Source organism: Qipengyuania soli, assembly GCF_015529805.1.
Lineage (GTDB): Bacteria > Pseudomonadota > Alphaproteobacteria > Sphingomonadales > Sphingomonadaceae > Qipengyuania > Qipengyuania soli.
The window spans coordinates 1,703,011-1,727,111 of sequence record NZ_CP064654.1; the positions used below are offsets into that span (position 1 = coordinate 1,703,011).

The following is a 24,101-nucleotide window of genomic DNA, read 5'->3' on the forward strand; positions in this document are numbered from 1 at the left end:
ACCCGACTAGGCCGCCAGCGCCTCCCCGCTCAGCGTGATGCGGTGCATTTCGCGGGCGTATCCCTGATAGTCGTTCAGCGCATAATGCCAGGTGGTGCGGTTGTCCCAGATCGCCACCGTGCCGGGCTTCCATTCCAGCCGGCAGGTGTTGTCCGCGGCGGTCGCTGCCGCATAGAGGCGCTGGAGCAACGGCATGCTTTCCTCGCGCGTCTTGCCGACGATGTTCCAGGTGAAGGCGCTGTTGACGTAGAGCAGCTTGCGGCCCGTTTGCGGGTGGCGGATGACGACGGGATGGGTGGCGCCGGTCTTCAGTGACTGGCCGCGCAGTTCGCTGCCCATGTCGGTCTTGGCGTAAAGACCGCCCTCTTCATAGATGTGATCGGCCGTGTGGTAGGCCTGCAGCCCCTCGATCTCGGCCTTGAGATCGTCGGGCAGCGCGTCGTAGGCCTCGCCCATGTGCGCCCACATGGTGTCGCCGCCAGTAGGCGGAAGATGGCGCGCGACCAGCACCGAGCCCATCGCGGGCACCTGGTCATAGGAATGGTCGGTGTGCCAGCCGCCGCCGATATTGGTGGTCTGGTCCTCGCGCTTCCTGACGATGGCGATTTCGGGATGCTCTTCGGTCAGCGGGAAATAATTGTTGATGTCGATCCCGCCCCAGCGCTGGGCGAAGAGGATATGCGCCTCGGGAGTGAAATCGTGCTGGTCGCGGAAGATGGCCACGCCGTGCTCGTAGATGGCGCGCTTGATCGCATCCATCGCCGCGCCCTCGGCCTCGGCCAGGCGGACACCGGAAAATTCGACCCCGCAATTGGGGGCCAGCGGCACCATTTCCATCGCATCTTTCCCTTGCGACCGCGCGTGCTTCGGCGACAGTCTATGCCTGTCCGACCCAAAGTCCAATCTTTCCGGGGCTGACTCGGGTTGCAAGTGCCAAGACCCTTTGCTAGGCGCGCGCCGACCCTGCCGGGGCGACTCTGTTTCGCCTGCCTATCGGTGCGGTTGCACAGACTTTTCTTCCGGACCCAAGAGGACCTCAAGCGCGTGGATATTTCCGCCGGTATTCAGGCTAGCCTGGCAGGCCGCTATGCATCGGCCCTGTTCGATCTCGCATCCGAGAACGGGACCGTTACCGCGGTCGAATCGGATCTCGAGAAGATCGAGGCTGCTCTCGCCGAATCGAACGAGCTTTCGCTGCTCACTACCAACCCCAAGGTTTCGCGCGCTGCTGCGGAACAGGCGCTGGCAGGTGTGGCCAAGGTTCTCGGCCTTTCGGCCCTTTCGCAGAACTTCCTCGGCGTGCTGGCGCAGAACCGCCGGCTGTCGCAGCTGCCGGCCGTGATCCGCGCCTTTCGCGCTATTGCCGCTGCCCAGCGTGGCGAAGTCACCGCCGAAGTCACCAGCGCCCATGCCCTCACCGACGCGCAGCTCGACCAGCTCAAGGCCAAGCTGACCGCGCGCGAGGGCCGCACTGTAAAGCTTACCACCAAGGTCGACCCCGATCTCCTCGGCGGCCTTGTCGTCACCATCGGTTCGAAGCGCATCGACGCCTCGATCCGCACCCGTCTCAATTCTCTCGCCCAGGCCATGAAGGCTTAAAGGACTAGAAACATGGATATCCGCGCCGCAGAAATCTCCAAGGTCATCAAGGACCAGATCGCCAACTTCGGCACCGAAGCCGAGGTGAGCGAAGTCGGTTCCGTGCTGTCGGTGGGTGACGGTATTGCCCGCATCCACGGCCTCGACAGCGTGCAGGCTGGCGAGATGATCGAATTCTCCAACGGCATGCAGGGCATGGCCCTCAACCTGGAAGCCGACAATGTCGGTGCGGTGATCTTCGGTTCGGACGCCACCATCAAGGAAGGCGACAGCGTCAAGCGCACCGGGACCATCGTGGACGTTCCCGTCGGCAAGGGCCTGCTCGGCCGCGTCGTCGACGCACTCGGCAACCCGATCGACGGCAAGGGCCCGATCGTCGCCGAGAAGCGCGCACGCGTCGAATCGAAGGCGCCGGGCATCATCCCGCGCCAGTCGGTTTCGGAACCCGTCCAGTCGGGCCTCAAGGCCATCGACGCCCTCGTCCCCGTCGGCCGTGGCCAGCGCGAGCTGATCATCGGTGACCGCCAGACCGGCAAGACCGCCGTCGCGATCGACACCTTCATCAACCAGAAGGAAGCGAACCAGGGCAGCGACGAGAGCAAGAAGCTCTACTGCATCTACGTCGCCGTCGGCCAGAAGCGCTCGACCGTCGCACAGATCGTCCGCGCGCTCGAAGAAAACGGCGCGATGGAATACTCGATCGTCGTCGCCGCTACCGCTTCGGAGCCCGCTCCGCTGCAGTACCTCGCGCCCTACACCGGTGCCGCGATGGGTGAATTCTTCCGCGACAACGGCATGCACGCCGTGATCGTGTACGACGACCTTTCGAAGCAGGCCGTCGCCTACCGCCAGATGTCGCTGCTGCTGCGCCGCCCGCCGGGCCGCGAAGCCTACCCCGGCGACGTGTTCTACCTCCACAGCCGCCTGCTCGAGCGCGCGGCGAAGATGTCGGACGAAAACGGCGGCGGTTCGCTGACCGCGCTGCCGATCATCGAAACCCAGGCGGGCGACGTGTCGGCCTACATTCCGACCAACGTGATCTCGATCACCGACGGCCAGATCTTCCTCGAAACCGACCTCTTCTACCAGGGCATCCGTCCGGCCATCAACGTCGGCCTGTCGGTGTCGCGTGTGGGCGGTGCCGCCCAGACCAAGGCGATGAAGAAGGTCGCGGGCTCGATGAAGCTCGACCTCGCCCAGTATCGCGAAATGGCCGCCTTCGCGCAGTTCGGCTCGGACCTCGACGCCGCAACGCAGAAGCTGCTCAACCGCGGTGCGCGCCTGACCGAGCTGCTCAAGCAGCGCCAGTTCAACCCGATGCCGGTGGAAGAGCAGGTCGTTTCGATCTTCGCAGGCACCAACGGCTACCTCGACGCGATCCCGACCGACCGCGTCACCGCCTATGAAGAGCAGATGCTGTCCTTCATGCGTACCGAACACGCCGCCGTGCTCAAGGAAATCCGCGACACCGGCAAGTTCGAGGACGATGTGAAGAACAAGGTCGTCGACGCGCTTCAGGCTTTCGCCAAGCAGTTCGCCTGAGACCCAAGAGACTAGCTAGGGAGCCGTCATGGCCTCGCTGAAAGAACTCAAGGGCCGGATCAACTCGGTCAAGTCGACCCAGAAGATCACCAAGGCCAAGCAGATGGTCGCAGCGGCCAAGCTGCGCCGTGCGCAGGCTGCCGCCGAAGCCGCACGCCCCTATGCCGAACGGCTGTCGGGCGTGATGGCCTCGCTCGCCTCCAAGGTGAGCGGCGACAGCGCGCCGAAGCTGCTCAAGGGCACCGGTTCGGACAAGCGCCACCTGCTGGTGGTCGTGAACACCGACAAGGGCCTGTGCGGCGGCCTCAACTCGAACATCGTCAAGGCTGCCAAGCAGAAGGCCGCCAAGCTGATCGCCGAGGGCAAGGAAGTGCACTTCTACCTCATCGGCAAGAAGGGCCGTGCCCCGATCAAGCGCGACTATGCCGAGCGGATCGACCACTGGTTCGACACCTCTGCCGTGCGCCAGCCCGGTTTCGAGGAAGCCGAAGCCATCGCAGACGACCTGATCGCACGTTTCGAAAAGGGCGAATTCGATGTCGCCCACCTCGTCTACCCGATCTTCCAGTCGGCCCTGGCGCAGGAACCGACGGTCGACCAGCTGATCCCGGTCCCCTCGCCTGCGACCGATACCGCAGCCGGTGGCGATGCCGTGGTCGAGTACGAGCCGGGCGAGGAGGAAATCCTCGAAGAACTGCTGCCGCGCTACGTCAAGACCCAGGTCTTCGGTGCGCTGATCGAACGCGAGGCATCCGAACAGGGTGCATCGATGACCGCCATGGACAATGCCACGCGCAACGCCGGCGACCTCATCAACAAGCTGACGATCCAGTACAACCGCAGCCGCCAGGCCGCGATTACCACCGAACTGATCGAAATCATTGCCGGTGCGGAAGCACTGTAAGGACCCTCACGTGAAGAAAATCGCCCTCCTTCTCCCCGTTCTCGCCCTCGCCGCCTGCGGCCAGCAGGCCGAAGAAGCACCGGCAGCTGCCGAGACGGTTGCGGCCGCTCCCGAGCCGGTCAACACCCTGCCCGCGCCGGACCAGGAAACCTTCAGCAAGCTCTTCGGCGAAGCATGTGAAGGTGCCGAGCCGGTGAACACCGCCGTGTGCAAGCGCGCCGGCATGGGTTCGAAGGACGTCGTGTGCGAATACGGCCTCGGCGAAGACACTTACCTGCGCCACAAGGCGACCATCACCGCGAACGAGGACAGCACCGCATGGATGCTGGCCGACGCCGCGACCGTTTGCGCCGAGCATGGCGCCCACCACAAAGCCTCCTGATCCAGTAGGACACACACATCATGGCCACCGCACCCAAGCTTAACCAGAGCCCCAACGGCACCATCAGCCAGGTCATCGGCGCCGTCGTCGACGTACAGTTCGACGGCGAACTGCCGGCGATCCTGACCGCGCTCGAAACGAAGAACGGCGATAACACGCTGGTCCTCGAAGTCGCGCAGCACCTCGGTGAAAACACCGTCCGCACCATCGCGATGGACGGCACCGACGGTCTCGTCCGCGGCCAGGAAGTCGTGAACACCGGCGCGCAGATTTCGGTCCCTGTCGGCCCGAAGACGCTTGGCCGCATCATGAACGTCGTCGGCCAGCCGATCGACGAGCGCGGCCCGATCGGTGCCGAAACCAGCAGCCCGATCCACGCCGAGGCTCCGCTCTTCATCGATCAGTCGACCGAAGCGGCCATTCTCGTCACGGGCATCAAGGTTATCGACCTCCTCGCCCCCTATGCCAAGGGCGGCAAGATCGGCCTGTTCGGCGGCGCCGGCGTGGGCAAGACCGTGCTCATCCAGGAACTCATCAACAACATCGCCAAGGGCCACGGCGGCGTGTCCGTGTTCGCGGGCGTCGGTGAGCGTACCCGCGAGGGCAACGACCTCTATCACGAATTCCTCGACGCCGGCGTTATCGCCAAGAACGAGGCCGGCGAGGCGATTTCGGAAGGTTCGAAGGTCGCCCTCGTCTTCGGCCAGATGAACGAGCCGCCGGGCGCCCGCGCCCGCGTCGCCCTGTCGGGCCTGACCATGGCGGAATACTTCCGCGACGTCGAAGGCCAGGACGTGCTGTTCTTCGTCGACAATATCTTCCGTTTCACCCAGGCGGGTTCGGAAGTGTCGGCGCTTCTCGGCCGTATTCCTTCGGCCGTCGGCTACCAGCCGACCCTGTCGACCGACATGGGTAACCTGCAGGAACGCATCACCTCGACCACCAAGGGCTCGATTACCTCGGTGCAGGCGATCTACGTCCCCGCCGACGACCTTACCGACCCGGCTCCGGCAACTTCGTTCGCCCACTTGGACGCAACGACCACGCTGTCGCGCGCCATCTCGGAACTCGGCATCTACCCGGCAGTTGACCCGCTCGACTCGACCAGCCGCGTTCTCGAACCGCGCGTCGTCGGTGCCGAGCACTACGAGACTGCTCGCCGCGTCCAGGAAACGCTGCAGAAGTACAAGAGCCTGCAGGACATCATCGCCATTCTCGGCATGGACGAACTGTCGGAAGAAGATAAGCTGACCGTGGCCCGCGCCCGCAAGATCCAGCGCTTCCTCTCGCAGCCGTTCCACGTCGCCGAGGTGTTCACCAACATCCCGGGCGTGTTCGTCCAGCTCGAAGACACCGTGAAGTCGTTCAAGGCTGTCGTCGACGGCGAATACGACCACCTGCCGGAAGCTGCCTTCTACATGGTCGGCGGTATCGACCAGGCAGTCGCCAAGGCGAAGAAGCTGGCCGAGGACGCGTAAGCACATGGCCCTCCACTTCGAACTCGTCACGCCGGCGAAGCTGGTCCGCTCCGAGGAAGTCCACATGGTGGTCGTCCCCGGCACGGAAGGCGAATTCGGCGTGCTCGAGGGCCATGCGCCCTTCATGTCGACGATCCGCGACGGTGCCGTGCAGGTCTACAAGACCGAAGGCGCCGCGCCCGAGACCATCGAAGTCCGCGGCGGCTTCGCCGAGGTTTCGGAAAAGGGCCTGACGGTCCTGGCGGAGCACGTCGAAGGGTGATCCTTCCGCAGCTCGTGAAATTCGAAAGGGCGGTCCTGCGGGGCCGCCCTTTTTCGTTTCATCGGCCGTACTTTCCGCAACAGGTGAAAACCCGCCACCTCGCCTTGGCGACTGGTACCTAGCAAGGGCATCACCCTGCAATGACAGCGGCTCAGGCAGGCGCGGTGCAGACCGAAAGGCGCGGCAGGTATGGCGAGATCGCCGTGCTCGCCGCGCTTGCACTCGTGACCTTCGCCGTCCGCGCAGCATGGTTCGGCGATCCCAATGCCGACATCGACGAGCAGCTTTACTCGCTGATCGGGCTCGAGATGACCCACGGCGCGCTCCCATACGTCGACCTGTGGGACCGCAAGCCGATTGGCCTGTTCGCTTTGTTTGCCCTCGCCCACCTGATTGGCGGGCCGGGACCCGTTGCCTACCAGGTGCTGGCAGCGTTGTTCACCGTCGGTGGAGCGTGGATGACCTACCGGTTGGCGAGAAGCCTGGTCGACCGGATAACCGCACTCGGCGCGGGGCTCCTCTACATCTTCCTGCTTTCGATTTACGGAAGCCAATCGGGACAGGCGGAGGCTTTTTTCGTTCCGATGATGCTCTGCATGGCGCTGCTGGTCATCGATCCACACCATGCTCGCGCCTTGCAGCGCTCCCTGATCGCAATGTCGATCGGAGGCATCGCGCTCCAGGTGAAATACACAGTACTCCCCCAGTGCATCTTCTTCGGATTGTGGGCATTGTGGGGGCAGTTCCGTATGGGGAAACAGTGGTCAGCACTTGTTGGTCAAGCTGTCAGCTTCGCGGCACTCGGAATCCTCCCGACATTTTTGATCGGGCTGGCATATGGGGTTGCCGGGCATTGGGACGAGTTCGCGTTCGCCAACTTCGTATCCTTTTTCGAGCGCCTTCCGGCTAATTCAGGGAGAATTGCATCGGGGCACTTGGTCTTCCTATTGCCCGTCTTTGGTTTGCTGGCACTCGGATTTTATGCAGCCTTCCGACTTTCGACACCGCGAGTCCCACACAATTACCGGTTCTTTGTGCTCTGGCTGGGCGCGACCGTTTGCACGATTTACCTGCCTGCGACTGTCTATCTTTATTACTACGCGTCACTCGCTCCTGTCGTTGCGCTTACCAGCCTGCCCATTCTCGACCGCAAAGGCGCGATCGGCCCAATTCCCTTGATGCTGGCTTTGATCGCATTCGGCTACCTCCAATTCCTGCCGGGGAAGTATGAGAAGGCCGACGAGCATCGCGAGAAAATGACCAGCCTTGCAGCGGCGATCAAACCGAGGGTGAGCGGCAACAATTGCCTCTACATCTTCGACGGTCCCACCGCGCTTTATCGCATGACGAATTCCTGCTTGCCCACGCGCTACATCTATCCCGACCACCTCAACAATGCATTCGAGCGCAATTCGCTAGGCATCTCGCAAGTTGCCGAAGTGGGCCGCATTCTGGCAAAGAAGCCGCCCGTGATTGTCACGGCCGACACCGCATTTACCCCTCAGAACGAGGAGTCAAAGGCTCTGGTCTGGACAACTGTCAAACACGACTATGTCGAGATCGCCATGGAGGAGCTGCACAAGCGCAAGATCCGCGTCTGGGCCCGGCGCGACACAGTGCCGCACTGACCCTTCGTCCACGCGAGTCGTCTCCTCGTCGAGCGGTTGGCCACAAGTGGCCCCGCGCAATGCTAGGCCAATCGCCATTGCATTGAATGCATTGGGAGACTGCACTTGAAACTCGTATCCATGCTCGCCATGGCCGCCGCCATGACGCTGGCGACTTCTACCCCCGCAAACGCTCAGGACGACGGCATTCCCGGCCCCGAGCAGGACCCCTTTATCTGGCTGGAAGAAGCGCGCAGCGACAAGGCCATGGAATGGGTCAAGGCCGAGAACGAGCGCACGCTCGGCATGCTGACCAAGGATCCGCGCTTCGCCCAGCTGAAGGCCGAGGCTCTGGCAATCTTCGACAGCCAGGACCGCATTCCCTTCGTCAGCTTCCGCCCCGACGGGCTCTACAATTTCTGGCAGGACAAGCAGAACCCGAAGGGGCTGCTGCGTCGCACTACGATCGAAAGCTACAGCACCGAACATCCCGAATGGGAAACCGTGCTCGACATCGATGCACTGGCTGCTGCGGAGGGCAAGGAGTGGGTCTACAAGGGCTCAAGCTGCCTGCCGCCCGACATGAACCTGTGCATGATCGCACTGTCGGATGGTGGCGAGGACGCGACGATCCTGCGCGAATTCGACACGGCGACCAAGACCTGGGTCGAGGACGGCTTCACGCTCGCGAACAAGAGCCAGGGTGGCGTTTCCTGGCTCGACAAGGATACTTTGCTGGTCGGCCGCGATTTCGGCGAAGGGACGCTGACCGAGAGCGAATATCCCTTCACCACCCGCCTGTGGAAGCGCGGCACCGATATCGTCAACGCCGAGGAAATCTACCGCGGCGAGCCGACCGACGTTTCGGCCGGGGTCTACCTGCTGCGTGACAGCGAGGACGTGATCCACGGTCGCATCGCCTATCGCAGCGTAAGTTTCCACGACAGCGAATATTACGTCGAGAAGGACGGCAAATGGCTGAAGCTGGAAATCCCGTCCAAGGCCAGCCCTTACGGCATTGTCGATGGCCACATGCTCTATTCGACCGATGTCGACTGGACCGTCGACGGCCAGACCTTCCCCGCCGACAGCATCGTCGCGATGGATCTCAACGAGTGGAAGTCCGATCCCAACGGCGCGGCCAAGACGCTCGTTTGGGCGCCGGGTGACCGGCAGACCAAGAGCGGCGGGGCCAACACCGCTAGCTCGCTCTACATCGGCCTGCTCGACAATGTCGTGGGCAAGGTCCTCAAGATCGATTTCGAGGACGGCAAGTGGGTGCAGCAGCAGGTTGCCCTGCCCGACAATGCCACCGTGGGCATCGCGGCCAGTTCGGACAAGACCGAGCAGATCATGTACACGGTCTCGGGCTTCCTCCAGCCGACGACGCTGTATTACACCGACGGCAGCGCCGCTCCGGCGGTGCTCAAGACCTCGCCCTCCTACTTCGATCCCGAGGGTATGAGCGTCGAGCAGTTCGAAGCGACCAGCAAGGACGGCACCAAGATCCCCTATTTCCTCGTCAAGCCGGCGGGGATGAAGATGGACGGGACCACCCCGACACTGATGTATGGCTATGGCGGCTACCAGATTTCCATGCTGCCGAGCTATCTCGGCGCCACCGGCAAGCTGTGGCTCGAGAATGGCGGGGCTTATGTGCTGACCAATCTGCGCGGTGGCGGCGAGTTCGGACCGAAGTGGCACCAGACGGCGATGCGCGAGAACAAGCAGCGCACCTGGGACGATTTCCAGGCGGTCGGCGACGACCTTGTCGCGCGCAAGATCACCAGTCCGGAGCATCTCGGGATACAGGGCGGCTCGCAGGGCGGGCTTCTGGTCGGCACGGCGCTGACCCAGCGCCCCGACCTGTTCAATGCTGCGATCGTGGCGATTCCGCTGTTCGATATGCTGCGCTTCCACCTGATCGGGCGCGGGGCATCATGGACCGGAGAATATGGCGACCCGCGCAATCCTGAAGAGCGCGCGTGGATCGAGCCTTATTCGCCTTACCAGCGCATTGTCGAAGGCGTGGACTACCCCACCCCGTTCCTGTGGGCCTCGACCGCGGACGACCGCACGCATCCGGCACACGCGCGCAAGGGTGCGGCGAAACTCAAGGCGCTCGGCCAGCCCTATTACTATTACGAGGAAACCACCGGCGGCCACTCGGGCGGCGTGGACAATGAACAGCGCGCGCAATTGCAGGCGCTCCAGTTCGTCTACCTGCTCCAGCAGCTGAAGGACTGAGGCGAGAACCCGGGCCGGGATGCAGGCAGCATCCCGGCTCTCACTTCGGTAACGAATTCAGTCGCGTGTGCGACTATCATCGGCTAGCCCTCACACCATGAAGGGGGAAGCTTTCGGCTCAGCGCGCAGCTCCGCGGTATGGTCATTCCTTGCGCTCACCATCGTCGTACTTGCGCTCCGGGCGATGTGGTTCGGTGATCCGGTCGCGGACTATGACGAACAGGTCTACTCCCACATCGGGCGAGGCCTGCTCGAGGGGCATTTGCCCTACGTCGAAACATGGGATCGCAAACCTTTCGGCCTGTTTGCACTCTATGCCCTCGCCCATTTACTCGGCGGGCCGGGTCCGTTGGCCTATCAGCTTCTTGCAAGCGGCTTGGTTCTGCTTGGCGCATGGCAAATCCGTAAACTCATACTGCCGATCACGGGCCAGGTGGGCGGGATCATGCTCGCCCTGCTGTACCCGGTGGGTATGTCCGTGTGGGGCAACCATTCCGGGCAGAGCGAGGCTATCTTCATGCCTTTCCTGCTTGGCGCCTTCATCATTGTCCTTGGCGAAAGGGATCGCGCGCGACCGGCTCGCCTGGCATTGGCAATGTTGCTCTGCGGACTGGCGCTCCAGATCAAGTATACCGTGCTTCCCGCCTGCCTATTCCTTGGTCTGCAGTCCCTGTGGTATCTGCGTCTCAACGGGGCAGGCCCGATACGCCTCCTTCGGCTTGCCGTGGTGTTCGTCGCAATCGGCCTCCTTCCGACGCTTCTCGTCGGACTCGCATATGCAGCGACCGGCGCGTTTCAGACATTCTGGTTCGCCAATTTTGTTTCAATTTTCGAGCGCGACGGTCTTAGCCGATGGTACGGCATGATCGAGCGAGCGACGCTCATTTTACTTGCGCCAGCCGCGTGTGGCCTGATCACTGCAAGCCAGCAAAAGGACATCCTGAGAAATCCGCGCTATCTCGCTCTTCTCGGTTTTGGGAGTTCCCTCATGATAGGGGTTTTCCTGCCAGCGATGGTGTTGCGCTACTACCTCGCAATGGCTGTGGCGGGGACGTTGCTAGTAGCTGCACCTTTGGTCTCTCAAGGATCACGGTGGCTAATTTTGCCCTACTCGCTAATTTGGTGGCTGTGGATTTTCATGACGTTCCCGATCGAGAACTTCCAGATGACTCGCGAAAATCGCGGCTCGTTCGTCGATCTTGTTTCGGTGATCGCGCCCCAAGTCGACCAAGAGCGCCAGTGCCTTTGGATCCATGACGGCCCCGTAGCTTTATATCGCGCGTCGGGCAGCTGCGTACCGACCCGTTGGGCATATCCCGACCACCTCAACAACTGGCGCGAACACAATGCGCTGGAGGTCGAGCAGGTGGCGGAAGTCCAGCGCATCCTCGCTACGCGCCCACCGGTTATCGTGACTGCCGATTTCCCGGTGACGGAGCCCAACGAGCAAGTCGCCCGGCTGGTGGAGGATGAATTAGCAGCGCACTATCGCAGGCTCGCCACGCGCCGAATCCTCCAGCGCGATATTACCGTCTGGCAGAGGCCCGACTAGCGCGTCGGTGCGTGGAAATCGGGCGGCTTGTCGGCCACCCAACGGACGAATTTCGCGATTGCATCATTGGCCAGCATGGCCTCGCGGTCCTCGCCGATGCGGGCGAGTTCGGCATTGGTGAAGTTAGCGTGGATCGCCTTGTGGCAGATGGGATGGACGGGAACGGTAAAGCGCCCCTTCTTCGCCTTGGGCACAGGATGATGGTACTGGACGATGGTCCCGATGGGACGCTCGCAAAGCCAGCAGCAGGTGCGTCCCTCGCTCAGTCCTTCTTCTCCGCCGCCTTCTTCTTTTTCATCGTATCGTGGAAGCGGTCGGCCCAACCTGGCTTCACCGCCTGTTCGGCGCGGACCATACGCAGGTCGCCCGGGGCGACGTCGCGGCTGACCGCACTGCCCGCAGCGACGATGGCGTCGGCACCGATGGTGACGGGGGCGATGAGAGCGCTGTTGGAGCCGATGAAGGCGCGTTCGCCGATCACGGTCTTGTACTTGAAATAGCCGTCGTAATTACAGGTGATCGTGCCCGCGCCGATGTTGGCTCCCGCACCGATCTCCGCATCGCCGAGGTAAGTGAGGTGATTGGCCTTGGCGCCTTCGCCCAGCACGGCCTTCTTCATTTCGACGAAATTGCCGACCTTGCTGCCCTTCTCCAGCACTGCTCCCGGGCGCAGACGGGCATAAGGGCCGACTTCGCAACCTTCACCCACCTTTGCTCCCTCGAGATGGCTGAAGGCGCGGATTGTCGCCCCGCTGGCGATCGTCACGCCGGGACCGAAGACGACATTGGGTTCGATGGTAACGTCGGCGGCGATCTCGGTGTCGTAGCTGAAGAAGACCGTCTCCGGCGCGCGCAGGGTGACCCCCGCTTCCATTGCTTCCTCACGCCGCAATTGCTGCCACTGCGCTTCGGCAGCTGCGAGTTCGCCGCGGGAGTTGATTCCGGCAACCTCGTCGGGCGTTTCCGTCGTCACCACAGCGCAGGTGCGCCCGTCGGCGATGGCGATGTTGACGATGTCCGGCAGGTAGTACTCGCCCGCTGCATTGTCGTTGCCGACGCGGTCGAGCAGGGCCCACAGATCAGCCGCGCGGGCGGCAAGTAGACCGGAGTTGCACAGGCGGCACGCCCGCTCGGCCTCGTCGGCATCCTTGAACTCGACCATCTTCGAGATCCGGCCCGCATCGTCGGCAATCACGCGGCCATAGGCGAGCGCGTCCTCGGGCTCGAAGGCGAGAACCACCGCGGCCGGGTTGTCATCGCCGTGCAGGCGGTCGAGCATCGCCTGCATCGTCGCAGTCCGGACGAAGGGCACGTCACCATACATTACCAACACGTCGCCCGCGAAATCGCCCAGCTGCGCCTGTGCCTGCTGCACCGCGTGTCCAGTGCCCAGCTGCGGTTCCTGGAGGCAGGTCTTCGCCCGCACGCCCAGTGCGGTTTCGAGCTGTTCGCGCCCAGCCCCCACGACCACGACCTTGTGGCTCGGCGCAAGGCTGTCGACCGAGGCCATCAGGTGATCGATCATCGCCCGCCCGGCGATCTGGTGCAGCACCTTGTGCAGCCCGCTCTTCATGCGGGTGCCCTTACCTGCGGCGAGGATGACGGCGGCGAAGTCTCTGCTCTGGCTCATGGGAAGGGCCATGCCACCAAACCCTTGCGGTTTGAAGAACCATCCGCCACCCACACCGCTGATGAGCACAATTCGCTTCGACATTGTCGGCTTCGACCTCGATGGCACGCTGCTGGAGACGCACCGCGATCTCGGCGCAGCGGTCAACCATGCACTCGGCCTCGGCGGCTTCGCGCCGGTCCCGGCAGACCATGCCAGCGACCTCATCGGCGGCGGGGCCAAGATCATGCTGCAGAAGGCAGTCGACGAGCAGGGTGGCATGCCGGACGAGGAGTTCCGCAGGCTCTACAAGAAAATGCTCGCTTACTACGCGGAGCACAATGCGGTCCACACCAGGCCCTATCCGCATGCGGCGGACGCGCTCGCCGAACTGGGCCGTCGCGGCGTTGCGATGGCGGTGGTGACCAACAAGTTCGAAAGCTTCGCACGCCAAATCCTGACCACGCTGGGCCTTGCCGACCACTTCGTCTCCATCATCGGCGGCGACACCATGGGCAAGGGCCGTGCCAAGCCCGCGCCTGACCCGATCTTCGAAGCGCGGAAGCGCGGCGGGGGGGGAAGTCTCGTTTTCGTCGGCGATTCCTCCTACGATGTCATGGCAGCCCGTGCGGCCGACGTGCCGGTGGTAGCGGCAGCCTATGGCTATTGCGACAAGCCGGGGCCGGAGCTCGGGGCAGACACGCATATCGATTCGCTCGCCGAGCTCATCCCGGCTCTCGAGCGGCTCTAGGCGTCTCGCCGGGGCACCCTGCCCCTACGGCATGGCGATACGCCGCGCATACGGTTGCAAGGACCGGCGGAAAATGCCACTCCGCGCGCCGAATTGACCCTTACGTAAACGACAAAGCAGGAGCAGCCCCATGAGCATCGACTTCAAGGACAAGGTAGCCATAGTCACCGGCGCCGGCGGGGGCCTGGGCCGCGAATACGCGCTCGAACTCGCCCGCCGCGGCGCGAAGGTCGTGGTCAACGACCTCGGCGGCGCACGCGACGGTACCGGCCATTCGGACATGGCGCTCAAAGTCGTCGAGGAAATCGAGGCCATGGGCGGCGAAGCCATTTCGAACGGCGGCTCGGTTACCGAATTCGAGCAGATGGAAAAGATGGTCGCCGACGCCAAGCAGAAGTGGGGCGGCGTGCACATCCTCATCAACAACGCGGGCGTCCTGCGCGACAAGACCTTCGCCAAGATGACCCCGGACGATTTCGAATTCGTGGTCAAGGTGCACCTGACCGGTTCGGCCATGGTCACCAAGGCGTGCTGGGAAACCTTCCGTGAGCAGGCCTACGGCCGCATCCTGATGACTGCTTCGTCGACCGGCCTGTTCGGCAACTTCGGCCAGGCGAACTACGGCGCCGCCAAGCTCGGCCTGGCAGGCCTCACCAAGACGCTCCAGCTCGAAGGCGCGAAGTACAACATCAAGGTCAACACGCTCTCGCCGGTCGCCGGCACGCGCATGACCGAGGATCTGTTCCCCGAACAGGCTTTCAAGCTGTTCGATCCGGTCAACGTGGTCCCGGCCGCGCTCTTCCTCGTCAGCGAGGATGCGCCGACCAATGCCATCGTCGGCGCGGGCGCCGGTGGCTATCACTCGGCCTGGACCGTGATGAACGACGCCGTCTGGCTGCCCGAGGCCGAGCGCACGGTCGAAGGTTTCGCCGCGCACTGGGACAAGATCAGCGAGTTCTCGAACCTCAAGGCCCCGATGTCGGGCAGCGAGCAGTCGGGCGCGATCCTGACCGCCATGCAGAAGGTCCTCGGCGACAGCGTGCCGACCAGCACGCGGGGGTAAACCCGGCCCGTACCGGTTGAAGAAAGCCCCGCGCCATTGCATGATGGAGCGGGGTTTTTCTTTGGGGGTCGTCCATGAATAACGCGTCGAACCTGCGCACCTTGCGCGGTGCGTCCATCGCCATCACCATTTTCGCCGTCGTGCTGATCCTTGCAGGCGCGGTCCAGATCGGGCTTGGCGGAATGGCGGTGAAACAGGAATACGACCGCATTGCCCTGGTCGAACAGCAAGCACGCGAGGCTTCGGCCTTTCACGGCTACTACCGTCAGCGCAACGATCCCTATGCCGAATACAACAAGAGCAGCAGCGCCTTTATTGGCGAGGGCCGCTTCCTCACGGTCCCGCAGGACCCGGGAAGGACGTCCGCTGCGGGAATAGCCTTCGTCGTCATGGGCCTTGCCGCCTTCGCCTTCCTGCTTGCGGCAATGTTCTGGGTATGGCGCGCCCACGCCAACATTGCGCAAGCCGGCATTCGTTCGAAATATGGTCCCGGCAAGGCCGTGGCCGCCTATCTCATCCCGATAATCAACCTGATCCTGCCGTTCGAGGCGATGCGCGAATTGTACAACCGCAGCCATGGCGAGCCGGAAGATTTCGCCCACTCGACGGTGGAAGATGTGACTGCCTGGTGGACAGCCGTCATCGTCGGCCTGCTCGTTTTCAGTGCTCTGTTGGTCAAGTTCACGCTCGACCTGGGGACGAACATGATCATCATGACCCCGTTGTGGATGGAATTCGCACTGCTGAGCTTCGCCATCCTGCTGCTGTTAGGCTCTGCCTTCCTCTTCGCCCGGCTGACCGCCAAGATCACTGCGGCGCAGGTGGATTACCTGCCGACCGTCGAGCCCAAGCAATTGCCCGAGCCTGCACCGAGCCGCCCGAGGGTGAACATCGTCAGGGGCTGACCGGCGAGCCGTATTGACTAAGTAATACACCTCGCGTAAGCCTGCCCGATCAACAACAGGGGAGGATAGGCTGATGTACAGCCAGGAAGACCTCAATTCTGCGGTTTCCGCCGGTGCAATCAGCGCCGAGGCAGCCGATGCTCTGCGTGCCCATGTCGCCGCGCAGCGCGATGCAGTTCCGGCCGATGCCGAGCATTTCCGCCTGATCACCGGCTTCAACGACGTGTTCGTCTCAATTGGCGTGGTCATCATGCTGCTGGCGATGGGCGCGATTGGACAGGCTATCGGCGGCGCCATCTATCCGAAGCCGGTCTTTACCGGGGCCGAATGGGACGCCGAATGGTGGAAACAGACCGGCCCGCAGCGCCAGATGGCCGAAGGCATCGCCATGTGCCTTGCCGCTGCACTGGTGGCTGGCACGTCCTGGATGCTCGCCGAATTCTTTACGTTGAAGCGCCGCATGGCCTTGCCCAGCATCATCCTGCTTCTCGCCTTCGTGGGCGGCGTCATGGTGGCACAGGCTGGGCTGATCACCGGGCTCGTGGCCACCGGGGATTCGACCAAGGAAACACTGGGCGTCATCCTCCTCGCAGCAGCGGCGCTCGTCACTGCAGGCGCCGCATGGGTCCATTGGCGCCGCTTCATGGTTCCGATTACCATCGCCGCCGGAACGGCAGCGCTGGCCGGTACGGCGATACTGCTGATCGTGGCTGCAATCGGGCCGAAGAACAGCAACCTCGACACCATCATTCTCAGCCTGACCTTCATCGCCGGCCTGGTGATCTTCGCCTTCGCCATGCGCTGGGACATGAGCGATACGCAGCGGTCGACCCGGCGCAGCGACGTAGCCTTCTGGCTCCACCTCCTCGCTGCCCCGATGATCGCCCACCCGGTCTTCGCTCTCATCGGCGTGACCGAGGGCGACAATATCGGCGTCGGCGCGGCTCTGGCCGTGATCGCCGTCTATGTAGCCTTCGCCTTCGTGGCCCTGGCTGTCGACCGGCGGGCCCTGCTCGTCTCGGCCCTCGCCTACGTGCTGATCGCGCTCACCTTCCTGTTCCGCCAGTTCGGGGCAGTGGAGCTGAATTTCGCGCTCACGGCACTGGTCATCGGGTCGGCCCTGCTGACGCTGAGCGCACTGTGGACACCGATCCGCCGTGCGGTCGTCACGGCATTGCCGGGCGACATGCGTGGCCGCCTTCCGGCCACGGCCTGATCGACAATTTGACGGTAGGAAGGGCTCGCGCTCAGGCGCGGGCCCTTTTCTCTTCCAGGAGAAATCGATGATGGACAATCTCGCCACGGGTTCGCCAGCCTGGCTTTCTCCGCTCCTGCGCATCGTCATACTGGTGCCTGCCGGCCTGCTGGTCTTCTACCACCTGACGATGATCTACGACGTTCTCGCGGGTCGCGGCCTGAGCAGCGATAACGGCTACAATGCCATCCACCTGGTGCTCCGCCTGGCAATCGCGACAAGCCTGACCTGTGTCGTTCTGGGGGTGCGCGGTGCAATCTGGACCATGTGGGCGAGCATCGCCGCGCTCATCGCCACGCAATATTACGCGCACTTCGGCTTCGTGCAGGCCGACTTCGTCGCCGGGCGACACCCGCTGTCCTATCTGAAGGGGTTCATCTTCCCCTCGATAATCACGACTGCGTTCTTCCTGCGCGAGCGACTGACAGGCTAGTCGTCGACGGCCTTCATCAGGCGTCGTTCTACAGGTGCAATAACGCCGGCCAGTTCATGGCCACGCTTGAGCACCTGCCCATGTTCTCCGAACAGCGTCCACATGCCCTGCTTGCCGCGCAGTGCGGGACGTTTCTCGATCCGCGCCTGCGGGCGTTCGGCGGTGCGGCGGAAAGCAGCAAAGCTGGCTGCGTCCTTCGCGAAGTCCATCGCGTAATCGCGCCACTGTCCGGCAGCGACCATGCGCCCATAGAGATCGAGGATGCGGGTCAGTTCCTCGCGAGTGAAGCCGATCTGCAGCGGTTGCCGACCGGGAAATGCGATGACGGTGTCACCGAGGTAGTTCATCAATCGTCAGTCCCGCTCCGCATCACAGGTTCACGCTCTGCCCTGAGTTCGGCAATCTCCGCGCGCAGGGCCTTGATCTCGCTTTCGAGCTTGTCGACGCAGTCGCGTCCCAGCTCCTTGGCACTTTCGCACGGATCGTCGCACGGTGTACCGTAGGGAAGGAATTCCTTCACCCATTCCTCTGCCGGCACGAGCGTGCTGCGGGCCTTGAGGCTGATCATGGTCGCGCCTTCGGGCACCTCGTCGAGGACGACCGCGTTGGCCCCGATGCGCGCGCGGCGGTGCACGGTAATGGGTCCGATGACCTGCGCGCCAGAACCGATGATGACATCGTCCTCGATCGTGGGGTGGCGCTTGCCGCCCTTGCCGTTGGTCGGGTTGGTGCCGCCCAGGGTGACGCACTGATAGATCGTGACATTGTCGCCGATCTCGGCCGTCTCGCCGATCACGGAGAAGCCGTGGTCGATGAAGAAGTTCTTCCCGATCTTCGCACCCGGGTGGATGTCGATCGCGGTCAGCATGCGACTGAAGTGGTTCACCAGGCGGGCAAGGAAGAACAGTTCCGCCTCGAACAGCCAGTGCGCGATGCGGTGATAGCCCAAGGCCCAGACGCCCGGATATGTCAGGATTTCCCAGCGCGAACGAGGCGCCGGATCGCGTGCCTTGACGCTGTCGAGATAGGCGACAAGCCGTTCCAACATTGACCCTATTCTCCCATCAAGCGGCTGTTAAAGCAAGCGACCCTGCTCCGGGCCCTGCACCGCTTCGAGCGCGTCCCGCCAGATAGATAGGGTTGCGGGAGCCATGCGTTCAAGGCTCAGCCGGTCGATTTCGCCAACCACGCGTTCGATTGCCGCATAGCTGCGCTCCATCCGTGGAACGAGATAGGCGGGCGCGCCCTCGCCCAGCGCAAGGCCGCGCTGGGCAGCGAGGGCGAGCATGAGGTCGGCGGCCATCTCGTCATCGGGTGGCTGGATTTCGAGTTGCAGCGCTGCGCCCATGCGGCTGGCGAGGTCGGGCAGGGTTATGTCCCACCGCTCACCGTTCACGACCAGCAACAGCGGCGTGCCGCTTTCCTGCGCGCGGTTCCAGCGGTGGAATATCTCGTCCTGCGGCAGCCCGTCGGCGCCGTCGATGGCATCGCCCAGTCCCGACTTCTCAAACCATCTCGCCATCAGCGATTTGCCCGAGCGCGATGGTCCCATGAGCACCGCGGTCCGATATGGCCACGTCTCGGGTGCGGCGAGCGCATCTGCAACCGCCCGGTTGCCGGAACCGACGACGATGACGCCGGCCTCGCCCGAGCCGGACAGCGAAAGCGGGAGTGCAATCTGCGACATGCGCCGCGCCTCAGCGGCTGATGGCGAGCGCAGCGCTGCCCTGGCGGACGGTGAAGCCGCGCGCCCGTAGCGCGTCGGCCAGCTCGGAGATCGAGCCGGAGTAGCTGACCGTGACCACAGAGGTACCACCGATGGCGGTGCTGCGCACACCGGCGCTGCGAACACCCGAAGTACCGCGGATTGCCGAGATCGCGCCGTCGAACGCCGCTGCATCCGGCGTCGCAACCTGCACGGTGTAGAGCGCCACCGATCCCTCGGGCGGGGGCGTGCGGATCGGCGCGGCAGTGATGGCATCGCCGCTTTCGCTGGTGGCCTGGTCGGACTGGCGCGGCTCAGCGGCGGCACGGTCCTGCGCCAGCAGGGCGCGACCGAGTTCGACGAGGCGCTGGATCGCCGGATCAAGGTCGGGCGAGCCGAGGTTCAGAGTCGGATCGGGCTTGAGCTTCCCGTCGGCCAGCGCCTGTTCGTAAATCTTGTCGAAGCGGACGACGGCTTGACCGAGCATTTCGGGAAGCTTGTCTGGATTGGCTGCCTTGAGCTTGAAGGTCTCGAGGAACTCGTTGTCCGGACCCATGCGCGCGGTGAACGTGCCTTCGACGGGTCCGCCGGGATAGGTGTAGCGCAGCTTGGCGATGGGCACGAGAACGTCTGCGGCTCCAAACTGGTCGAGTACCCCGCGCCACCAGATACGGCTGCGCCGCCCTGTCTGGCCGTAAGTAAGCAGCAGCGAATCCCCGCCTGCACCGGTCGGGCGGACATAGTCGATGCGACTCGATCCGGCCTGGAACTCCGCCCAGGCGCGCTGCCAGGGGGTGCGCTGCTCGTACATGGTTGCCGTGCCCGACGAGATCGTCACCGGAAGCAGCAGCATCGGAGCGGAACGTACCGCCTCGCCCTCGCTGCCGAGGTAGCGGCTGGCCCGGGTGCGGTCGAAAATGACGCCGAGCGTGGCGATATAGCGATGTGGGCCGAGCCGCTCGCGCTCGATCACTATGGAAGAGACGAGGCCGGAGACCTGCGAATCGGGGAGCTTGGGACCCTTGATCTTGGCCCATGCCAGCTGTGCCGCCTCCGCCCAGGCCTTTTCGCGCGCTTCCGAGCCGGTCTTGGCCGTCTCGTCCACCTCGATGCCCGAAACTTGGATGTCGCGCGACGCAGCAACGGGCGCAATGCCGCGATCGCCGCCAACCTGCGCGACTACCGCAAGGGCAAGCGCGCACAGCAAGGCGATCCCGAGAATGGCGAGAATCGGGCGGCGCAGGGCGGGCTGGAGGGAAATGGCGTGGTCCATCGGGGAAACAGCGGGCCTTTTGCCGAAAGGAAACTGGAAATCCAAGCGCGAATGCGTAAGGCGGAGCGCATGAGCGACGAACCCCGCAACAATACGCCCTCCTACACCTACGAGCAGGCGGGTGTCTCGATCGAGGCAGGCAATGCACTGGTCAAGGCGATCGGCCCGCTGGTCAAGGCGACCATGCGCCCCGGTGCGGATGGCGAGATCGGCGGCTTCGGCGGCTTTTTCGATCCGAAGGCTGCGGGCTACAAGGATCCGCTGCTGGTCGCGGGCAACGACGGCGTGGGCACCAAGCTCAAGCTCGCCATCGACACCGGGCGCCACGACACGGTCGGGATCGACCTCGTCGCCATGTGCGTCAACGACCTCATCGTGCAGGGCGCGGAGCCGTTGTTCTTCCTCGACTATTTCGCCACCGGCAAGCTCGAGAACGGTATTGCCGAACGCGTGATCGCGGGCATTGCCGAGGGCTGCAGGATGGCCGGATGTGCGCTTATCGGCGGCGAGACGGCAGAAATGCCGGGCATGTATGCTGCCGGCGATTACGACCTTGCCGGCTTCTGTGTCGGCGCAGTCGAACGCGGCGAGCAGTTGACGGGTGCGCGCGTGGCCCCGGGGCACATCCTTCTCGGCCTTGCGAGCTCCGGGGTCCACTCCAACGGTTATTCGCTGGTCCGCAGGCTGGCCGCGGACAAGGGCTGGAAGCTCGACCGCCCCGCCCTGTTCGACCAGGACCGCCTGCTGGTCGATGCGCTGATCGAGCCGACGAAGATCTACGTAAAGAGCTTGCTCCCGGTCGTTCGCGACGGGCTGGTCGATGCGCTCGCTCACATTACCGGCGGTGGCCTGCTGGAGAATATCCCGCGCGTGCTGCCCCAGGGCGCGCATGCGGAGGTCGATGCCGACCAGTGGGACCAGCCGGGACTGATGGCCTTCCTGCAGGCGCAGGGTAATATCGAGCCGGCCGAGATGGCGCGGACCTTCAACTGCGGCGTCGGCATGGTGTTGGCGGTCGATCCGGCCAATGCGGAAGTGGTCCGCAGCCGGCTGGAGGACGCGGGCGAAACCGTCCTTGCGGTGGGCCGGATCGTCGAGGGCGCGAAGGGCTGCACCGTGCGCGGATCGACTGGTACCTGGTCCGCGCGCGAGGACTGGTCGGCGACCCATAATGCCTGAGAAGGCGAAGGTTGCCGTCTTCATCTCGGGCAAGGGCACCAATATGGCCGCCCTGCTCTATGCCAGTCGCCTGCCCGGCAGCCCGTATGAAATCGTCCTCGTCGCCTCCAACAATCCGGCGGCCGAAGGTCTGGCGCTCGCCAGGTCGGAAGGCGTCGAAATCTTCGCTCTCGCCCATAAGGGCATGACCCGCGAAGACCATGATGCCGCGATGGAGGCAGCAGCCAAGAAGGCCGGCGCACAGGTCATCGCGCTCGCCGGCTACATGCGCATTCTCAGCCCCGGTTTCGTCAAGCGGTGGAGCGGCCGGATGCTCAACATCCACCCCTCGCTCCTGCCGAAATATCCGGGGCTCGACACCCATGCGAGGGCGATTGCCGCGGGCGACAGCCATGCCGGGGCGACGGTCCACCTCGTCACCGAGGAACTCGATTCTGGCGAAACGCTGGGCCAGATCGCAGTCGCGATACAAGCGAATGAAGGTCTTGATTCACTCGCCGAACGCGTGCGGATCGCCGAACACCAGCTTTACCCGCGCGTTCTGGCCGATTTCGTGTCGCGCGAAAGCGATCCGCAATGGCTGCTGCAGCGGGTCACCGAACTTGCCCTCGCCCTGCCCGAAACGCATGAGCGGACCAGCCATGGCTCGCCCGGTTTCCGTGTCGGGAGCGAGAAGACCGGAAAGTTCTTCGCCTATTTCGCCGACCAGCATCACGGCACGCCGCATATCTCGCTGCTGGTGAAGTGCGACAGCATGGACGAGCTCGAAGGCCTCGTCGAAGCGCAGCCCCATGCCTATCACAAGCCCGCCTACTACGGCGCGAGCGGGTGGATCGGGATCATCCTCAACCGGCAGGGCGTCGATTGGGACAATGTCGCCGACTGGCTGCAGCGAAGCTGGCGACAAGTCGCGCCTTCCCGCCTCACCGGGCTTCTCGATGCGGCCGATGCGTTCTAGAGTGACCGGATGGGTCGCTCCTTCATCTTCTATACCGTCGTGGCCATCGGCCTTGTCATCATCGCCCTCAATGCCGACGATATCGAGGGCCGCCAGGGACAGGCCAGCCTTACCGAGACGCTTCTGGTGGTCGGCGGCGTGATGCTCGTCCTCTTCGGCATGCGCACGGCACTGGCGAAGTTCAATGCGTCGAGGGACCGCCGCGAGTGAACGCACCGCCGCGCCCGCATCCCTTCGCCCGCTCGAAGGCTGCCATGTGGGCAGGCCGCGCGGTCAAGGCGATCTGGGACCGCGGCCTTACCGAGAAGCCGCCGCTCGAGCCCGACTACCTCTGGTCGATCGGTGCCAAGGGATTCAATAAAAGTGATGAAGTCTCGCTCCGCAGCGATGCCGAGGTGGCCGATTTTCGCGAGCGACTGGAGCGACTCTGCCAGGCGTTGCGGGCAGAGGCGCAGCTCAATCCCCTCGGCCACACCATGGCATATGGCCAGCTGACTTCGGCCATCCGCAAGCGCCATGCGATGGGGCGCTTCTGGGCCGATTCCCCCGAACTCGCCTCTGCGGAGATTGCCCCTCCGATCATAGTGGTTGGCCAGATGCGCGCCGGGACGACACGCGTCCACCGCCTGCTCGCCGCCGATCCGCGCAATTGCGGCACGCGTTTCTGCAACAGTCACGATCCCGTGCCCCGCACACCGGACCTGCGTCCGCTCAAAAGCACTCTGGGCCTTGCGATCGCGAGGAAGATCAATCCCTGGCTCGACATGCTCCACCCCTTCGGCGCGACGCGTGTTGACGAGGAGATCGGCTGGCTTTCCGGCGCGCTCGACGCGTGCGCGTTCGAGGCGCAGTGGCGGATCCCCTCCTATGTCGCCTTCAGCGAGGCACGGGACGCAAGCGCGATCTATGCCGAGTTCGCCCGCATCCTGCGCACCGATGCTGCCATCATGGGTGATGGCGGGCGCCCCCGCGTCCTCAAGTGCCCGCAGTTTGCCGAGGACCTGCCAGCACTGCTTCATCGCTTCCCCGATGCACGGGTGGTCGTGACCCGGCGTTGCGGCGATGCAGTCCTGCGCAGCTCGGTATCGATGGTCGCCAGCCAGATGGCGTTCCAGACCGATCATGCCGATCTGGACGCACTTGAGACCGAATGGCGGCGCAAGCTGGCACTGCGCGAAGAACGGATGAGCGCAGCACTCGCAGGATTTTGCGGCCCGGTGGCTCACGTCGATTTCGACCAGTTGGGTGCCGACTGGCGCGCCGCCATGCGGCACCTCCACATGGACCTCGGCCTCGACCTGCCCGAAGCGTCGCTAGATGCAATGGCGCTGGAGCACGAACGATCCGCGAGCGACCCGCATCATGCACATCGCTCGCAGATCGAGAGTTTCGCCTGA

The 24,101-nt window shown here is 63.8% G+C and carries 25 protein-coding genes; 18 read left to right on the plus strand and 7 right to left on the minus strand.

Going from position 1 to position 24,101, the window contains the following annotated elements:
- Positions 1-6: 6 nt before the first annotated feature.
- Positions 7-837, minus strand: coding sequence for a TauD/TfdA dioxygenase family protein (locus IRL76_RS08550; RefSeq protein ID WP_200980956.1), 831 nt, complete (start codon positions 835-837; stop codon positions 7-9).
- Between the two features lie 207 nt (positions 838-1,044).
- On the opposite strand from IRL76_RS08550, the gene IRL76_RS08555 reads away from it, so the two are divergent.
- The 9 genes from IRL76_RS08555 (at position 1,045) to IRL76_RS08595 (ending at position 11,573) form a co-directional block, all read left to right on the plus strand.
- Positions 1,045-1,599, plus strand: coding sequence for a F0F1 ATP synthase subunit delta (locus IRL76_RS08555; RefSeq protein ID WP_200980957.1), 555 nt, complete (start codon positions 1,045-1,047; stop codon positions 1,597-1,599).
- Positions 1,600-1,611: 12 nt separating this feature from the next.
- Positions 1,612-3,141 (plus strand): F0F1 ATP synthase subunit alpha, encoded by a 1,530-nt coding sequence (gene atpA, locus IRL76_RS08560; RefSeq protein WP_200980958.1) that lies wholly within the window; start codon positions 1,612-1,614, stop codon positions 3,139-3,141.
- 28 nt (positions 3,142-3,169) lie between these two features.
- A complete protein-coding gene (locus IRL76_RS08565) occupies positions 3,170-4,045 on the plus strand; it encodes a F0F1 ATP synthase subunit gamma (protein ID WP_200980959.1) in 876 nt (291 codons plus the stop codon).
- A gap of 10 nt (positions 4,046-4,055) precedes the next feature.
- A complete protein-coding gene (locus tag IRL76_RS08570; RefSeq protein WP_246449622.1) occupies positions 4,056-4,427 on the plus strand; it encodes a hypothetical protein in 372 nt (123 codons plus the stop codon).
- 20 nt (positions 4,428-4,447) lie between these two features.
- Positions 4,448-5,905: a F0F1 ATP synthase subunit beta gene (gene atpD / locus IRL76_RS08575; protein WP_200980961.1), complete on the plus strand. Its 1,458-nt coding sequence runs from the start codon at positions 4,448-4,450 to the stop codon at positions 5,903-5,905.
- A gap of 4 nt (positions 5,906-5,909) precedes the next feature.
- The gene (locus IRL76_RS08580) at positions 5,910-6,167 is read left to right on the plus strand and encodes an ATP synthase F1 subunit epsilon (RefSeq protein WP_200980962.1); all 258 of its coding nucleotides are present in this window, start codon (positions 5,910-5,912) and stop codon (positions 6,165-6,167) included.
- A gap of 203 nt (positions 6,168-6,370) precedes the next feature.
- Entirely contained in the window at positions 6,371-7,795 is a 1,425-nt protein-coding gene (locus tag IRL76_RS08585; RefSeq protein WP_200980963.1) for an ArnT family glycosyltransferase, read from the plus strand.
- 105 nt (positions 7,796-7,900) lie between these two features.
- The gene (locus tag IRL76_RS08590; RefSeq protein ID WP_343072226.1) at positions 7,901-10,021 is read left to right on the plus strand and encodes a prolyl oligopeptidase family serine peptidase; all 2,121 of its coding nucleotides are present in this window, start codon (positions 7,901-7,903) and stop codon (positions 10,019-10,021) included.
- A 184-nt stretch (positions 10,022-10,205) separates the two neighbouring features.
- Positions 10,206-11,573 (plus strand): ArnT family glycosyltransferase, encoded by a 1,368-nt coding sequence (locus IRL76_RS08595; protein ID WP_200980964.1) that lies wholly within the window; start codon positions 10,206-10,208, stop codon positions 11,571-11,573.
- On the opposite strand, the gene IRL76_RS08600 is transcribed toward IRL76_RS08595, so the two are convergent.
- Both IRL76_RS08600 and glmU read right to left on the minus strand, forming a co-directional pair.
- On the minus strand, positions 11,570-11,839 hold the full coding sequence (locus tag IRL76_RS08600) for an HNH endonuclease (RefSeq protein WP_200984247.1): 270 nt from the start codon (positions 11,837-11,839) through the stop codon (positions 11,570-11,572). The two genes, IRL76_RS08595 and IRL76_RS08600, sit on opposite strands and share 4 nt — an antisense overlap.
- Positions 11,836-13,203, minus strand: coding sequence for a bifunctional UDP-N-acetylglucosamine diphosphorylase/glucosamine-1-phosphate N-acetyltransferase GlmU (gene glmU, locus IRL76_RS08605; protein ID WP_200984246.1), 1,368 nt, complete (start codon positions 13,201-13,203; stop codon positions 11,836-11,838). Before glmU ends, IRL76_RS08600 begins: the two co-directional genes overlap by 4 nt.
- Positions 13,204-13,264: 61 nt before the next feature.
- On the opposite strand from glmU, the gene IRL76_RS08610 reads away from it, so the two are divergent.
- The 5 genes from IRL76_RS08610 (at position 13,265) to IRL76_RS08630 (ending at position 17,589) form a co-directional block, all read left to right on the plus strand.
- Positions 13,265-13,933 (plus strand): HAD hydrolase-like protein, encoded by a 669-nt coding sequence (locus IRL76_RS08610; RefSeq protein WP_200980965.1) that lies wholly within the window; start codon positions 13,265-13,267, stop codon positions 13,931-13,933.
- Positions 13,934-14,063: 130 nt separating this feature from the next.
- Complete coding sequence (locus IRL76_RS08615; protein WP_200980966.1) at positions 14,064-14,996, plus strand: SDR family NAD(P)-dependent oxidoreductase; 933 nt, start codon at positions 14,064-14,066, stop codon at positions 14,994-14,996.
- Between the two features lie 74 nt (positions 14,997-15,070).
- A complete protein-coding gene (locus IRL76_RS08620; protein WP_200980967.1) occupies positions 15,071-15,901 on the plus strand; it encodes a DUF4328 domain-containing protein in 831 nt (276 codons plus the stop codon).
- Between the two features lie 73 nt (positions 15,902-15,974).
- Positions 15,975-17,117, plus strand: coding sequence for a hypothetical protein (locus IRL76_RS08625; protein WP_200980968.1), 1,143 nt, complete (start codon positions 15,975-15,977; stop codon positions 17,115-17,117).
- A gap of 67 nt (positions 17,118-17,184) precedes the next feature.
- The gene (locus IRL76_RS08630) at positions 17,185-17,589 is read left to right on the plus strand and encodes a hypothetical protein (RefSeq protein WP_200980969.1); all 405 of its coding nucleotides are present in this window, start codon (positions 17,185-17,187) and stop codon (positions 17,587-17,589) included.
- Here the strand turns inward: IRL76_RS08630 and IRL76_RS08635 are convergent.
- From IRL76_RS08635 to IRL76_RS08650, 4 genes are read right to left on the minus strand one after another with little or no spacing between them, the layout of a single operon-like run.
- Positions 17,586-17,936, minus strand: a complete 351-nt coding sequence (locus IRL76_RS08635) for a DUF2794 domain-containing protein (protein WP_200980970.1) — start codon at positions 17,934-17,936, stop codon at positions 17,586-17,588. The genes IRL76_RS08630 and IRL76_RS08635 overlap by 4 nt on opposite strands.
- Positions 17,936-18,637: a serine O-acetyltransferase EpsC gene (gene epsC / locus IRL76_RS08640; protein WP_200980971.1), complete on the minus strand. Its 702-nt coding sequence runs from the start codon at positions 18,635-18,637 to the stop codon at positions 17,936-17,938. Before epsC ends, IRL76_RS08635 begins: the two co-directional genes overlap by 1 nt.
- Before the next feature lie 27 nt (positions 18,638-18,664).
- On the minus strand, positions 18,665-19,276 hold the full coding sequence (locus IRL76_RS08645) for a P-loop NTPase family protein (protein WP_200980972.1): 612 nt from the start codon (positions 19,274-19,276) through the stop codon (positions 18,665-18,667).
- 10 nt (positions 19,277-19,286) lie between these two features.
- Positions 19,287-20,567, minus strand: a complete 1,281-nt coding sequence (locus IRL76_RS08650) for a heavy-metal-associated domain-containing protein (RefSeq protein WP_200980973.1) — start codon at positions 20,565-20,567, stop codon at positions 19,287-19,289.
- Positions 20,568-20,636: 69 nt separating this feature from the next.
- Between IRL76_RS08650 and purM the strand changes: the two genes are divergently transcribed.
- Genes purM through IRL76_RS08670 form a run of 4 tightly spaced genes read left to right on the plus strand, consistent with a single transcriptional unit; the run spans position 20,637 to position 24,101 of the window.
- Positions 20,637-21,746, plus strand: coding sequence for a phosphoribosylformylglycinamidine cyclo-ligase (gene purM, locus IRL76_RS08655; RefSeq protein ID WP_200980974.1), 1,110 nt, complete (start codon positions 20,637-20,639; stop codon positions 21,744-21,746).
- A complete protein-coding gene (gene purN, locus IRL76_RS08660) occupies positions 21,739-22,704 on the plus strand; it encodes a phosphoribosylglycinamide formyltransferase (protein WP_200980975.1) in 966 nt (321 codons plus the stop codon). The genes purM and purN overlap by 8 nt, the downstream gene beginning before the upstream one ends.
- Before the next feature lie 9 nt (positions 22,705-22,713).
- Positions 22,714-22,914 carry a hypothetical protein gene (locus IRL76_RS08665; protein ID WP_200980976.1) on the plus strand — a complete coding sequence of 67 codons (201 nt, stop codon included), beginning with the start codon at positions 22,714-22,716 and terminating at the stop codon, positions 22,912-22,914.
- On the plus strand, positions 22,911-24,101 hold the full coding sequence (locus IRL76_RS08670; protein WP_200980977.1) for a sulfotransferase family protein: 1,191 nt from the start codon (positions 22,911-22,913) through the stop codon (positions 24,099-24,101). Before IRL76_RS08665 ends, IRL76_RS08670 begins: the two co-directional genes overlap by 4 nt.

What these genes read in the sequence shown, in the direction of transcription:
- IRL76_RS08550 (WP_200980956.1), bottom strand. Translation starts at nt 837, where the DNA reads ATGGAAATGGTGCCGCTGGCCCCCAATTGCGGGGTCGAATTTTCCGGT.
- atpA (WP_200980958.1), top strand. Translation starts at nt 1,612, where the DNA reads ATGGATATCCGCGCCGCAGAAATCTCCAAGGTCATCAAGGACCAGATC.
- IRL76_RS08565 (WP_200980959.1), top strand. Translation starts at nt 3,170, where the DNA reads ATGGCCTCGCTGAAAGAACTCAAGGGCCGGATCAACTCGGTCAAGTCG.
- atpD (WP_200980961.1), top strand. Translation starts at nt 4,448, where the DNA reads ATGGCCACCGCACCCAAGCTTAACCAGAGCCCCAACGGCACCATCAGC.
- IRL76_RS08580 (WP_200980962.1), top strand. Translation starts at nt 5,910, where the DNA reads ATGGCCCTCCACTTCGAACTCGTCACGCCGGCGAAGCTGGTCCGCTCC.
- IRL76_RS08595 (WP_200980964.1), top strand. Translation starts at nt 10,206, where the DNA reads ATGTGGTTCGGTGATCCGGTCGCGGACTATGACGAACAGGTCTACTCC.
- glmU (WP_200984246.1), bottom strand. Translation starts at nt 13,203, where the DNA reads ATGAGCCAGAGCAGAGACTTCGCCGCCGTCATCCTCGCCGCAGGTAAG.
- IRL76_RS08610 (WP_200980965.1), top strand. Translation starts at nt 13,265, where the DNA reads ATGAGCACAATTCGCTTCGACATTGTCGGCTTCGACCTCGATGGCACG.
- IRL76_RS08615 (WP_200980966.1), top strand. Translation starts at nt 14,064, where the DNA reads ATGAGCATCGACTTCAAGGACAAGGTAGCCATAGTCACCGGCGCCGGC.
- IRL76_RS08620 (WP_200980967.1), top strand. Translation starts at nt 15,071, where the DNA reads ATGAATAACGCGTCGAACCTGCGCACCTTGCGCGGTGCGTCCATCGCC.
- IRL76_RS08625 (WP_200980968.1), top strand. Translation starts at nt 15,975, where the DNA reads ATGTACAGCCAGGAAGACCTCAATTCTGCGGTTTCCGCCGGTGCAATC.
- IRL76_RS08630 (WP_200980969.1), top strand. Translation starts at nt 17,185, where the DNA reads ATGATGGACAATCTCGCCACGGGTTCGCCAGCCTGGCTTTCTCCGCTC.
- IRL76_RS08635 (WP_200980970.1), bottom strand. Translation starts at nt 17,936, where the DNA reads ATGAACTACCTCGGTGACACCGTCATCGCATTTCCCGGTCGGCAACCG.
- epsC (WP_200980971.1), bottom strand. Translation starts at nt 18,637, where the DNA reads ATGTTGGAACGGCTTGTCGCCTATCTCGACAGCGTCAAGGCACGCGAT.
- IRL76_RS08645 (WP_200980972.1), bottom strand. Translation starts at nt 19,276, where the DNA reads ATGTCGCAGATTGCACTCCCGCTTTCGCTGTCCGGCTCGGGCGAGGCC.
- IRL76_RS08650 (WP_200980973.1), bottom strand. Translation starts at nt 20,567, where the DNA reads ATGGACCACGCCATTTCCCTCCAGCCCGCCCTGCGCCGCCCGATTCTC.
- purM (WP_200980974.1), top strand. Translation starts at nt 20,637, where the DNA reads ATGAGCGACGAACCCCGCAACAATACGCCCTCCTACACCTACGAGCAG.
- purN (WP_200980975.1), top strand. Translation starts at nt 21,739, where the DNA reads ATGCCTGAGAAGGCGAAGGTTGCCGTCTTCATCTCGGGCAAGGGCACC.
- IRL76_RS08665 (WP_200980976.1), top strand. Translation starts at nt 22,714, where the DNA reads ATGGGTCGCTCCTTCATCTTCTATACCGTCGTGGCCATCGGCCTTGTC.